This window comes from Pedobacter sp. FW305-3-2-15-E-R2A2, from assembly GCF_038446955.1.
Classification (GTDB): Bacteria; Bacteroidota; Bacteroidia; order Sphingobacteriales; family Sphingobacteriaceae; genus Pedobacter.
Genome location: NZ_CP151803.1, coordinates 6,434,904 through 6,448,486 on the forward strand (window position 1 = coordinate 6,434,904; position 13,583 = coordinate 6,448,486).

Genomic DNA, 13,583 nt, shown 5'->3' on the forward strand with positions numbered 1-13,583 from the left:
AGCATAAAAAAAGGAGGATTCTGTAAAAGAATCCTCCTTTTTTTATGGAAGGCTGAATCTGAGATTCAGCCTTTTTTAGGTTATTTTGCTTTCTCTATACCATCCATACGAAATACAGATTTCATATGGCTGTTGTTCTCACAGGTAACTCCAAGATCTGTGATCAAACCACTGGCCAGGCTGTAAGCCCATCCATGTAAGCTTAACTTTTTACCATTGGACCATCTGTTCTGAACGATAGATGTTTTACTCAGGTTGAAAACCCCTTCGATTACGTTTAATTCTACCAATCTCGCTGCTCTCTTTTTATGATCAGAGATCATATCCAGCTCATGATAGTGTAATCTGTAAGTGTCTTTAATATTTCTCAACCAGTTGTCGATAATGCCCACCTGTTTGTTGCCCATCGCAGCTTCTACCCCACCGCAACCATAATGACCGCATACAATCACATGCTCTACTTCCAATACATTTACAGCATAATCCAGTACGCTCAACATGTTCATATCGGTATGCACCACCACATTGGCAATGTTACGGTGAACAAAGATATCACCCGGAGCAGTATTCGTGATCTGATTTGCAGGAACACGGCTGTCAGAACAACCGATCCATAAGATCGGTGGTTTTTGTCCGGCAGATAAGCGTTCAAAATATTTAGGATCCTCCGCCAGAGTGGCAGCCACCCAGTCTTTGTTCCCTTGTAATAATCCTTCGTATGTAATTTGTTTTGTTTCTGGTGTCTCTAATTTTGCGCACATAATAATTCTAATTATTAATTTCTTCTATGATTTTACTGTTCAACTTTGGAACAGTGTATTGTGTTTTAATATTCTCTAAACTTACTATAATCCCCTTAGTATAAGCGTTGTGCTTATAATTAAAGATGGTCTCTAAAACATCGGGATCGATATATCTGGAATTCGTTCCATCAATGATCACATTTGTTTCTTTAGGGATATTTGTCAGCACCACCTGAATGGCCGCCTTATTTAAAAATGATACCTCTTCGGCAAGTTTTATCCGTAGGTTTTTCTTGTTGCCTTCTTCCTGTATTTTGTAAAAGAATGGGTTCCGCATATTGGTACGCAGCAGGTAGAAGATCGAGAACAACATCCCTATGGCCACACCTTTTAACAAGTCGGTTAACAACACGGCGATGATCGTGATGACAAACGGTATAAACTGGTCCCAACCTTTATGATACATATGTTTGAACAATGCGACACGTGTTAATTTATAACCCGTTACCAATAGAATCGCAGCCAGACAGGCCAGAGGAATCATATTGATGATACCGGGAATAAATAATAAGGATAAAAGTAACCAAACTCCGTGAAATATTGCAGACATTTTAGTTCTTCCGCCGGCATTTACGTTGGCAGAACTTCTCACAATCACCGATGTCATTGGCAAACCGCCCAACATACCACTCACCATATTTCCCGCACCCTGAGCCATCAACTCTCTGTTGGTTGGGGAGACCCTTTTAATCGGATCAATTTTATCAACCGCTTCAATACTTAACAAAGTCTCCAGACTCGCTACTACTGCAATTGTTGCCGCAACGACCCATACCTTAGAATCCGTGATTGCCGAAAAATTCGGAACAGCAAACAAGGCTGTAAATTCCGACCATCCGCTAACCACAGGAATTTCTACCATTTGTTTGGCTTGCAAGGCATATCCAGTATTCTGGAATACAAAAGTTAAGGCAATACCCAATACCACTACAAGTAATGGTGCAGGAATAACCGCCAATTTCTTGAACTTAGGCCAAAAGAGCAAAACCGCAATAGACAATCCACTGATCACAATTGCCGCTAAGCTAAAATGACTAAAGGCATTTCCAATGGCAGAGAAGGTATTTTCATTGTCTTTCTGGAAGAAGCTTTCATCACCAAAAAAATCTGAATCTATACCTAAAGCATGAGGAAGTTGTTTAAGGATCAGCGTTAAACCAATGGCGGCAAGCATTCCTTCAATTACGCTTGAAGGGAAATAATTACCTATTGTACCCCCTTTTAATAAACCAAGGATCAGCTGCATTACTCCGGCAAGCACAACAGCTAATAAAAAGATGTCATATGCACCTAGCTGAGCTATTGCTCCTAAAACTATGGCTGTTAAACCGGCAGCCGGGCCGCTGACACTCAATTGAGATCCACTTAGCGTGGATACCACAATACCCCCCACAATACCGGTTACAAGACCGGCAAATAAAGGTGCACCTGAGGCTAAGGCGATGCCCAGGCACAGGGGCAGGGCCACCAGGAACACGACAATACTCGAGGGCAAATCGTGTTTTAAATTCTTTTTTAATATATACTTTTTCACTTCCAATCTTGAGAAGATTGAGTTACCATTCTGCATAAAACTACGTTTTAATTCTAATAAACTAATTCAAAAAAATGCATAGCTATCCCATTAAGGGTTAGTTATACGGATAAATTAGCACCAGTTTGGTGGCGGCGTAGGTACGGAGGGATGGAATGGATCGACATGCCGTTTAAAGTGATCGATATAGCTATTGCTGATACCAAAGTGGCTAAGTATGGCCATAAAACTTACGGCATAATGAACGTCGATCATTTTAGAATCGCAGAGGTTCACTTTGACTTTACCACTATCACCATCAGCACTATGCTCTACTTCGATCTGCATGATCACAGAGTTGATGCTATCTTTATGGAAATTGCTAAAAAACACTGGAGCACCGGAAATCACCATCTTTACGCAAAAGATGCCCAAAAAGGTAATGATGATTAAAAGACGGTACTTCCTTAGGAACATGCTGATCTATAATTTTTTCTTCAAGCCTTCAAAAATAGCTCCAAAACAGTCTTTTTACCAAATTGTCATGTAATAAAAATGTAATTTAGTGATGACAGTCGCAAAAAACAGGCGCTGATTTTTTAAAATCCCCCTGCTTCCCATCGAAAAACGAAGCATTAAGTGTAATTTAGGCAGTTCAAAATATTGCTTACCATTCATGAGAAAATTATTACTATTCATTGCCATTTTAAGCCCCTTTTCGCTCTTGGCACAAAGCAATAACGCTCCCTCTTCTTATGACCCGCATGAAATTGCCATCACCGGGTATCTTCAAACTCAATATCAACGTGCACAGTCGGGAGGAATCAGTTCCTTTTCCGGAGGAGATTTTGCAAAGAACTCCAAAGACCGTTTTATGATCCGCAGGGGAAGGTTAAAAATAGATAGGGCAGATAAATACTCCAGTATTGTTTTTCAGATAGATGCGACACAAAATGGCGTTCAGCTAATGGATGCTTTTATTCAGCTTCATCAACCGAACACCAAACAATTTTTGTTTACCGCCGGACTGTTCAACCGTCCATTTGGTCACTCCATTGTGTATTCTTCAGGGTACCGGGACTTTCCGGAACGTGCAAGGGTATTTCAAACGCTAATGCCAAGAGAGCGTGACTTGGGTGCCATGATCACTTTCAGACCTGACAACAAGGCGTTTCATTTCCTGACTGCCGAAGTAGCCGTAATTAATGGCAGTGGACACAGCTCCCGGGATTACGATTCTAAAAAAGACATCGTAGGAAATCTGGGATTTAAGTTTGACAGTCTCGCGAACGGGAAATTACACCTGGGCTTTGGGGGCTCAATTTATAAAGGATATGTGCGCAGCAATACAGATACATTATTGAGGAGCAATGGAAATGGTTTTGTTAAAGATGCCAGTACCAGCTACACTGATTCTTATGCCAAACGTGATTATTATGGCGCCAACCTGCAATTGCAATATGACAACCCTTTAGGAAGCACATCATTTAAGGCAGAATATATCGGAGGTAAACAGCCTGGAGTTGCCGGCTCTTCGAAATTGGCCGGCCCATTGGCCAGTCAGAGTTTCTCTATACAACCGGAAACCAATCTGTACCTGCGTGAGTTTTCCGGCTATTATCTATGGTTCAGCCACCGGATCGCAAAAACAAAACTTACCGCATTGGCGGCCTATGATGTATATGATCCCAACGACCAGATCAAAGAAAATGAAATCGGAGCGGCAAACAGCAATACCACTTCCGGAGATATCAAATTCAGTACACTTGGCTATGGGATGACCTACCTGATCAACGGCCGTTTAAAGTTAACCCTTTACAATGAGCATGTGGTAAACGACAAAACACAACTACCACAATACCAGGACGACATTAAAGACGATGTATTTACGGCCAGACTACAATACCGCTGGTAATGCCATCGTCTCATTAACTATTGCCATTTTACAAAATCATCCGGTCTGATCCACAATTTGCAAAAACCGGATGTTCAGATCAACATTGAACCAAATATATTCGAATGAAACCATCGTTAGCATACCGCTTAAAAATTGCAATAGATATGCTGATGACAAGTTCATAACCGCTAAAAAAACATATTCCAATGAAAACCAAAATAGATTTACTTCAGGATAAAGTTAAACAAGCTCAAACCGGTGGTGGAGCAGCAAGAATCGAAAGTCAGCATAAAAAAGGAAAACTGACCGCAAGGGAAAGAATTCATTTCCTGATGGATGAAAATACTTTTGAAGAAATTGGAATGATGGTGACTCACAGAAGTACCGATTTTGGAATGGAAAGAGAAAAATATCTGGGTGATGGTGTCGTGACCGGATATGGAAATATCAATGGTAGGCTGGTCTATGTGTTTTCACAGGATTTTACCGTTTTCGGAGGCTCTTTATCAGAAACCCATGCCGAGAAGATCTGTAAGATCATGGATATGGCCATGAAAAATGGTGCTCCGGTTATTGGATTAAACGACAGTGGCGGTGCCAGGATCCAGGAAGGTGTAGTTTCCCTTGGCGGTTACGCGGATATCTTTTACAGGAATGTACAGGCTTCAGGAGTGATCCCACAGTTGTCGGCCATCATGGGCCCTTGTGCCGGTGGCGCAGTATACTCTCCTGCAATTACCGACTTTATATTGATGGTGGAAAACACGTCGTATATGTTTGTCACAGGACCTAATGTCGTGAAAACAGTAACCCATGAGGAAGTAACCTCTGAAGAGCTGGGTGGCGCATCAACACATGCCACCAAGTCGGGCGTTACCCATTTTGCCTGTGCCAATGAACTGGATGCCATCAACCATGTGAAAAGATTGCTGAGCTATATGCCTCAGAACTGTGAGGAAACGCCAACAGCGCTACCCTACACTGCTGCAGAGGAAAGTCGCCCGGGATTAAATACCCTGATGCCTGCCAATAACAATCAGCCTTACGACATCAGAACTATTGTTGCTGAAGTGATGGATACAGACAGTTTTCTGGAAGTACATCGTGAATATGCAGAAAATATCGTGGTTGGCTTTGCGCGCCTTGCTGGCAGAAGCATTGGTATTGTGGCCAATCAGCCGGCCTATCTTGCCGGAGTACTCGACAACCATGCCTCAACGAAAGCCGCACGTTTTGTACGATTCTGTGATTGTTTCAACATTCCGCTATTGGTTTTTGAAGATGTTCCGGGATTCCTTCCGGGTACAGATCAGGAATGGAATGGCATTATCAACAATGGGGCAAAACTATTGTATGCTTTCAGTGAAGCGACGGTTCCCCGCATTACGGTCATCACCCGCAAAGCTTATGGTGGTGCCTATGATGTAATGAATTCTAAACACATTGGTGCAGATATGAACTATGCCTGGCCAACTGCCGAAATCGCCGTAATGGGTGCCAAGGGAGCTGCCGAAATCATCTTCAAAAAAGAGATCAGCACTGCCGAAAACCCGGAAGAGAAATGGCTGGAAAAAGAGAAATTATACTCTGATACTTTCGCCAATCCTTATCGTGCAGCAGAACGCGGTTTTGTGGATGAAGTGATTGAGCCAAGCCAAACAAGAATTAAATTGATCAAGGCATTTAAGATGCTGGAAAATAAAGTTGTCAACCGTCCCCGCAGAAAACACGGGAACATCCCATTATAGAAAATAAATGAAGCTTAGTCGTACTGACGTTTTGCTGATGGCCTTTTGTACAGGTCTTATCGTAGCTAATATCTATTATTGCCAGCCCCTGGTAATCCTTGTCGCTCAGGAGTTTGGACTCAGCGAAAGTCATGCCGGCAAAATCACTTACCTTACCCAGGCCGGTTACGCCCTGGGTTTGTTTTTAATTGTTCCGCTGGGCGATATGTTTGAACGCCGTAAGCAGATTTTAATGATTACAGGTGTGGCAGTAGCCGCTTTATTGCTTGCCGCACTCTCCCACTCTTTCCTGTTGCTGCAAATTGCCAGTGTATTGATCGGGGCCAGTTCCATTGTACCACAACTCATTTTGCCTATGGCAGCCAACCTCAGTTCTGATGAGAAAAGAGGGGAAACCATTGGCATCATCATGAGTGGCCTGTTGGTAGGTATCCTTGCCTCAAGGGCGATCAGTGGAAGCATCGGCTTTCTCTGGGGCTGGAGAACGATGTATTTTATCGCTGCCGGAATCTGCTCGTTGTTATTGATCCTGATGGCCAAACGTTTTCCATTGAGCATGCCTTCTTTTAAAGGCACTTATAAAGAATTGATGTCGTCCATGTGGCATTATGTGAAAACACAACCGGTATTAAGGGAAGCTTCGATCATCAATTTCCTTGCTTTCTCTATTCTGAGTGCCTTCTGGACAACCATGGTTTTATTCCTGGCCAATCCTCCTTTCAGCTTTCAAACCTTACAAATAGGTTTATTTGGAATTGCCGGAGCTGCCGGAGCCCTGGCTGCCCCATTGGTAGGCAAGCTGAGCAGTGGCACGAATCCACGGAGAAACCTGCTGACGGGGCTGATCTTACAACTGCTGAGTATCGTTGCTTTTTACTTTACCGGAACCCATTTGTACCTCTTTATTGCAGGAATCATTCTGATCGATATCGGTCAGCAAGCGATCCACGTGACCAACCAAACGCGGATTTACGCATTGCTTCCTGAAGCACGCAACCGCCTCAATACCGTATTTATGTCGGTGAGTTTCGTTGGCGCCTCTTTTGGGTCTGCTTTAGGTTTATGGTTATGGGATAAAGGTCAATGGCCCTTATTTTGCCTGGGAACCACTGCAGTCATCTTGCTGAATATTTGTATCTATAAATTTTACAGCGGAAAGCTGAAAAACTAATCTCCCCGCCAATGGAAAAAATACAGATTGAACAAATCAGACCTGACCTTACCTGGCGCATCAGACATGAGGCAATGTATCCGGATGAGCCATATGATACCATAAAACTAAAAGATGATCCCAATGGGATTCACTTCGGATTGTTCGCCGATGATCAGCTCGTTACAGTCATCTCTATCTTTGAAGTGGGTGCAATTTATCAGTTCCGCAAATTTGCAACCCTTCCTGCTGCACAGGGAAAAGGATATGGAAGCCAGATGCTCCAACACGTCATTACCTATGTGAGCAGTATCGGGGGAACCCAACTGTGGTGTAATGCCAGGACATCGGCCTCGCCTTTCTATCTGAAATTCGGCTTTTCAGAAACCGATCAGCGCTTCAGCAAACCTGGATTGGAATTTGTCATCATGCAGTTACAACTCAACAATTAACTTGTTGCTTAAGCCCTAGTTTATATATTTGTTCAGCTTAAGCATAAATCCGCTTAAAAACACGTTTTAAAGAAAACATTATAATGGCAAAAAAGAAAGACGATAAACAGAAACATGTTTCTGTAGTTACTAAGAAATCACTCCAATTTTTTGAAGAATATATTAATAACCCATCTCCTACTGGTTTTGAATACCCTGGTCAGAAGTTATGGCTGGACTATTTAAAACCTTATATCGATGAAAGTTTTATCGATAACTATGGTACGGCAGTGGGTGTCATCAACCCAAAAGCAGAATACAGGGTGGTGATTGAGGCACATGCCGATGAGATCTCCTGGTTTGTGAATTACATTACTGCTGATGGTTTAATTTATGTGATCCGCAATGGTGGTTCAGATCACCAGATTGCGCCTTCAAAACGTGTAAATATCCATACCGATAAAGGGATGGTGAAAGCTGTTTTCGGATGGCCTGCCATTCACACCAGAAGCGGTGAAAAAGAAGAAGCTCCTGCCTTAAAAAACATTTTCCTTGATTGTGGATGTACCAGCAAAGAAGAAGTGGAAAAACTGGGTATCCACGTAGGTTGTGTCATCACTTATGAAGATGAATTCATGGTGCTGAATGACCGTTATTATGTTGGCCGTGCGCTAGACAACAGAGCCGGTGGGTTCATGATTGCGGAAGTAGCCCGTTTACTGAAAGAAAACAAACAAAAACTTCCTTTTGGATTGTACATTGTAAACTCCGTACAGGAAGAAATCGGTTTACGTGGTGCAGAAATGATTGCCGACAGGATTAAACCTCATGTAGCAATTGTGACCGATGTAACTCACGATACGAGTACCCCAATGATCAACAAGATCACACAGGGTGATTTGGCATGTGGCAAAGGTCCTGTAGTTTCTTATGCGCCTGCGGTACAAACCAACCTGAATAAATTATTGATTGAAACGGCAGAAAAAAACGACATTCCTTTCCAGCGTCAGGCCTCATCAAGGTCTACAGGTACAGATACTGATGCTTTTGCTTACTCTAACGGTGGTGTTCCTTCAGCATTGATCTCTCTTCCATTGCGTTATATGCACACTACGGTAGAAATGATCCATAAAGAAGATGTAGACAACGTGATCAGCTTAATTTATCACGCTTTATTGAACATCAAAAACAACCACGATTTCAAATATTCTAAATAAAACCTGCAATCAGGTATTGATAAAAGCGTGTCTGGCGAAAGCCATTCACGCTTTTATTTTTAATTCCCTATTTTTAGAAAAGCATGTCAATGAAAAACTATACCCTCTTATGAGTGATCAAACCCAACAGTTTATAGAAAAAGTTAAAGCAGCTTATCAACCTAAAGGTTCCTATATCTATCTAGGTGCCGGAATTTTGGAAGGCGAAGTCCTGGCAGAAGCAGAAGTAAACCTCTATTTACACATGATGAACCGTCATGGATTGGTTGCCGGCGCTACCGGTACAGGAAAAACCAGAACCCTGCAACTGCTTGCCGAACAACTCTCCGATGCGGGCGTTCCCGTGTTTATGCTCGATGTAAAAGGAGATCTTTCCGGTTTATATCAGGCAGGGGAAAGCAATCCTAAAATTGAGGAAAGGGCAAAACTATTGAACAAAGCCTTTACCCCTTCCGGATATCCGATAGAGCCCTATTCCCTTTCGGGGAAATTAGGTGCACAAATGAGGGCAACCATTCTGGAGTTCGGTCCAACCCTACTCGCTAAAATCCTGGATCTTAATGATACGCAAACCGGAGTATTGTCTGTCATCTTCAAATATGCGGACGACAATAAGCTTCCGCTAATCGATCTGAATGACCTTAAAAAACTGGTTTCTTACCTTTCAGACGGCCCTGGAAAAGAAGAAATAAAAAGTGATTATGGCTCCATTTCCCCTGCCACCTCCGGGACGATCTTAAGAAAGATCATCACGATAGAACAACAGGGTCTGGGCCCGATGTTTGGAGAACGCTCTTTTGATATTGAAGATCTTTTTGGGAGAACCGATGGTAAGGGAACGATTTCTCTGTTAAACATCTCGGATGTTCAAAATCAACCGAAACTCTATTCCACCTATCTGCTGAGTTTACTGGCAGAATTGTATTATAATTTACCTGAAGTGGGAGATCTTGACAAACCCAAACTGGTCTTCTTCTTTGATGAGGCACACCTGCTGTTTAAAGACTCTTCCAAGGCTTTTATGGAACAGATTGAAACCATCATCCGGCTGATCAGATCTAAGGGCATAGGCGTCTTCTTTTGCACGCAATCCCCTACAGATGTTCCGGAGAGTGTACTCTCTCAATTGGGCAACCGGATTCAGCATGCATTAAGGGTGTTTACACCCAACGATGCCGATGCTTTAAAGAAAACGGTAAATACCTATCCCACTTCTACTTTCTACAAGATCGATAAAGTACTTACCTCACTGGGAACCGGGCAGGCACTCATCACGGTTTTGAACGATAAAGGGATTCCAACAGAGGTGACTGCAACCATGCTCACTCCTCCAAAATCAGTGATGGGACCCATGAATGCCTCAGATTATGGAAAATTAGTCCAATCCAGCCCCATGAACCAAAAGTATCAGGAAACCATAGATCCGGAAAGCGCCTATGAAATCCTGACCAAACGAATTAACGACAAACTGGCTGTAGAAGCCCCGGAAGAAGAAATTGTGCCTAAAAAGGAGGGTAAAAGCATCATAGAACAAGTCATGGGTGCCACGATTACCAGGCAGATTGGCAAGGAAATTGTACGTGGGCTGTTCGGAATGTTAACGGGCAAAAAAACACGCAGTAGCGGAGGAAAAGGAATCTTTGGTTTTTAAATCAGCGAATCACTCCCTATTAGTGGTTAAATTATAAATAAACCCGTATTTTTTACCTTGAATATAAACTTAATAATTATTTTAGTCCCATGAAACCAACCTTACTAATACTAGCTGCTGGGATGGCAAGTCGCTACGGCAGCATGAAACAAATTGACGGATTCGGCCCGAATAACGAGACCATTATTGATTACTCTATATATGATGCGATTAAAGCCGGCTTCGGTAAGGTTGTCTTTATTATTAAAGAGGAGTTTTTAAAAGATTTCAAAGAGATTTTCGAAGCGAAGCTAAACGGAAAAATCGAAACGGACTACGTATTCCAAAACTTTGACATCAAACAATTCGGTGTAGATATCGATATTGAAAGAGCAAAGCCATGGGGTACTGCTCATGCGATCCTTTCCGGAAGAACGGCCATCAATGAGCCTTTCTGCGTGATCAATGCGGATGATTTCTATGGATTGGATGCTTACCAGAAAATGGTAAAATTCCTGACTACTGAAGTGAGCGACAGCAATTACTCCATGATCGGATATGAGATTGGCAAAACGTTGTCAGACTATGGTTCGGTATCAAGAGGTGTTTGCAAAGTAAACGAGAACGGTATACTGGAAGACATCAATGAGCGCACAAAGGTGCTAAGAGACGGTGACGCGATCGTTTTCGAAGAAGACGACAAACAATACCCATTAGCAGTAGATACGCGTGTATCGATGAATTTCTGGGGCTTTACACCTGCTGTTTTCCAAATCACAGAAGAGCTGTTCAGAGATTTCGCTGTACAAAATAAAGAAAACCCTAAAGCAGAGTTTTTCATTCCATTGGTAGCAGAATACCTGGTAAAATCAAGAAAAGCAGATTTCAAAGTAGTCCCTACTGACAGCCAGTGGTTCGGCGTAACTTATAAAGAAGATAAACCAATCGTTAAAGCAAGTATTGATCAGTTGATCAAAGACGGAGCTTATCCGGATAACCTTTGGAACTAATTACAAAACAAACTGATAAAAAACGGGGATTCACGATGTGAATCCCCGTTTTTGTTTGATCACTATCTTAGGAATTAAACAAAAAAGGGTGTGTTGAACGAACAACACACCCTTTTCTTATGATCGTATGAACGACTATTTTTTATCGTCTTTTACTTCTTCAAAATCTACATCGGTAACGTCGTCACCACCTGCAGGCTGACCTTCTTGCTGAGCACCAGCAGCACCTTCTGGTTGTGCACCATCTTGTCCTGCTTTGTACATCTCTTCAGAAGCTGCATTCCATGCATTCTGTAATTCTTCCTGAGCAGCATCAATATCAGCAAAGTTTCTTGCAGCATGCGCATCTTTCAGTTTTTTCAAACCTTCTTCGATAGGTGCTTTTTTATCTGCAGAGATTTTCTCGCCAAATTCTTTCAATTGTTTCTCAGTAGAGAAGATTAAAGCATCAGCGCTGTTGATTTTTTCAGCTTCTTCTTTAGCTGCTTTATCAGCATCAGCATTTTGCTCTGCTTCTTCTTTCATCCTTTTGATCTCTTCATCAGTTAAGCCTGAAGAAGCTTCAATACGGATTTTTTGCTCTTTACCAGTAGCTTTATCTTTAGCACTTACATGTAAGATACCATTTGCATCAATATCAAATGCTACTTCTACCTGAGGAACTCCACGTGGAGCTGGCGGAATACCATCTAAGATGAAACGACCAATCGTACGGTTCTGAGCTGCCATAGGGCGCTCTCCCTGTAAGATGTGGATTTCTACTGAAGGCTGGTTATCAGCTGCTGTAGAGAAAGTTTCTGCTTTTTTAGAAGGAATAGTAGTGTTTGCTTCGATTAGTTTTGTCATTACACCACCCATAGTCTCGATACCTAAAGAAAGAGGGGTAACATCTAATAACAATACATCTTTAACTTCACCTGTTAATACACCACCTTGAATTGCAGCACCGATAGCTACTACTTCATCAGGGTTAACACCTTTAGAAGGCTCTTTACCGAAGAAAGCTTTAACTGCATCCTGGATTGCAGGGATACGTGTAGAACCACCAACTAAGATAATTTCATCGATATCAGATGTTTTTAAACCTGCATTTTTCAATGCTGATTTACAAGGATCAATGGTACGTTTGATCAGATCAGCTGCCAATTGCTCAAATTTAGCACGGCTTAAAGTTCTAACCAAGTGTTTAGGACCTGTTGCATCAGCAGTAATGTAAGGAAGGTTGATCTCTGTAGAAGTAGTGCTTGAAAGCTCAATTTTAGCTTTCTCAGCAGCTTCTTTCAAACGTTGTAACGCCATTGGATCCTGGTGAAGGTCCATGCCATACTCAATTTTGAATTCACCTGCCAACCATTCGATAATGATATGGTCAAAGTCATCACCACCTAAGTGTGTATCACCATCAGTAGATTTTACTTCAAATACACCGTCACCTAATTCTAATACGGAAACGTCATGAGTACCACCACCACAGTCAAACACAACAATTTTCATGTCTTTATGTGCTTTATCCAAACCGTAAGCTAAGGCAGCTGCAGTTGGCTCGTTGATGATACGTTTCACTGTTAAACCAGCAATTTCACCAGCTTCTTTAGTGGCCTGACGTTGTGCATCATTAAAGTAAGCAGGAACAGTAATAACTGCTTCAGTTACCTCATGACCCAAAAAGTCTTCAGCTGTTTTTTTCATTTTCTGCAAGATCATTGCAGAAAGCTCTTGTGGCGTATATTTACGGTCGTCAATTTCTACACGTGGTGTATTGTTGTCGCCTTTAACTACTTTATAAGGTACACGACCAGCTTCTTTAGTTACCTCAGCAAAGCTGCTGCCCATAAAGCGTTTGATCGAAGAAATTGTTTTTGTTGGGTTAGTAATCGCCTGGCGTTTTGCCGGCTCACCTACTTTACGTTCTCCATTTTCTGCAAAAGCAACAATGGATGGCGTAGTACGTTTACCCTCACTGTTGGCTATAACTACAGGTTCGTTACCTTCCATTACGGCTACGCAAGAGTTTGTTGTTCCTAAGTCTATACCAATAATTTTTGACATGCTATTTATCTCTGTTTATGTTATGAAATCTTTTTATTTACATCTGTTTAACAAGCAATGTGCCAATCAGATTTTGGCAGAAAATCTTCCGGATATCTAATCATTAAAGAATTTTATGTCCGAAACCTGTTACAA

The 13,583-nt window shown here is 42.0% G+C and carries 11 protein-coding genes; 7 read left to right on the forward strand and 4 right to left on the reverse strand.

The features are described 5' to 3' along the window. Nucleotides 1-80: 80 nt before the first annotated feature. From can to AAFF35_RS26010, 3 genes are all read right to left on the reverse strand, one after another. Complete coding sequence (gene can / locus AAFF35_RS26000; protein ID WP_342329431.1) at nt 81-761, reverse strand: carbonate dehydratase; 681 nt, start codon at nt 759-761, stop codon at nt 81-83. Nucleotides 762-768: 7 nt separating this feature from the next. Further along, complete coding sequence (locus AAFF35_RS26005; protein WP_342329432.1) at nt 769-2,373, reverse strand: SulP family inorganic anion transporter; 1,605 nt, start codon at nt 2,371-2,373, stop codon at nt 769-771. Between the two features lie 78 nt (nt 2,374-2,451). After that, complete coding sequence (locus AAFF35_RS26010) at nt 2,452-2,793, reverse strand: hypothetical protein (protein WP_074612125.1); 342 nt, start codon at nt 2,791-2,793, stop codon at nt 2,452-2,454. Nucleotides 2,794-2,992: 199 nt separating this feature from the next. On the opposite strand from AAFF35_RS26010, the gene AAFF35_RS26015 reads away from it, so the two are divergent. The 7 genes from AAFF35_RS26015 to AAFF35_RS26045 all read left to right on the forward strand — a co-directional run bounded on the left by AAFF35_RS26015 (nt 2,993) and on the right by AAFF35_RS26045 (nt 11,399). Beyond that, nucleotides 2,993-4,231, forward strand: a complete 1,239-nt coding sequence (locus AAFF35_RS26015) for a porin (RefSeq protein ID WP_342329433.1) — start codon at nt 2,993-2,995, stop codon at nt 4,229-4,231. Between the two features lie 188 nt (nt 4,232-4,419). Continuing rightward, nucleotides 4,420-5,961, forward strand: a complete 1,542-nt coding sequence (locus AAFF35_RS26020; RefSeq protein WP_342329434.1) for an acyl-CoA carboxylase subunit beta — start codon at nt 4,420-4,422, stop codon at nt 5,959-5,961. 7 nt (nt 5,962-5,968) lie between these two features. Further along, the gene (locus AAFF35_RS26025) at nt 5,969-7,132 is read left to right on the forward strand and encodes an MFS transporter (RefSeq protein WP_342329435.1); all 1,164 of its coding nucleotides are present in this window, start codon (nt 5,969-5,971) and stop codon (nt 7,130-7,132) included. A gap of 11 nt (nt 7,133-7,143) precedes the next feature. Next, the gene (locus tag AAFF35_RS26030) at nt 7,144-7,563 is read left to right on the forward strand and encodes a GNAT family N-acetyltransferase (protein WP_342329436.1); all 420 of its coding nucleotides are present in this window, start codon (nt 7,144-7,146) and stop codon (nt 7,561-7,563) included. A gap of 83 nt (nt 7,564-7,646) precedes the next feature. Next, complete coding sequence (locus tag AAFF35_RS26035; RefSeq protein ID WP_342329437.1) at nt 7,647-8,759, forward strand: M42 family metallopeptidase; 1,113 nt, start codon at nt 7,647-7,649, stop codon at nt 8,757-8,759. Nucleotides 8,760-8,868: 109 nt separating this feature from the next. Next, on the forward strand, nt 8,869-10,410 hold the full coding sequence (locus AAFF35_RS26040) for a helicase HerA-like domain-containing protein (protein WP_342329438.1): 1,542 nt from the start codon (nt 8,869-8,871) through the stop codon (nt 10,408-10,410). A gap of 89 nt (nt 10,411-10,499) precedes the next feature. Beyond that, a complete protein-coding gene (locus AAFF35_RS26045) occupies nt 10,500-11,399 on the forward strand; it encodes a sugar phosphate nucleotidyltransferase (protein WP_074612119.1) in 900 nt (299 codons plus the stop codon). Nucleotides 11,400-11,534: 135 nt separating this feature from the next. Here the strand turns inward: AAFF35_RS26045 and dnaK are convergent, their stop codons facing one another. After that, the gene (dnaK, locus tag AAFF35_RS26050) at nt 11,535-13,448 is read right to left on the reverse strand and encodes a molecular chaperone DnaK (RefSeq protein WP_073232290.1); all 1,914 of its coding nucleotides are present in this window, start codon (nt 13,446-13,448) and stop codon (nt 11,535-11,537) included. Nucleotides 13,449-13,583: the final 135 nt, after the last annotated feature.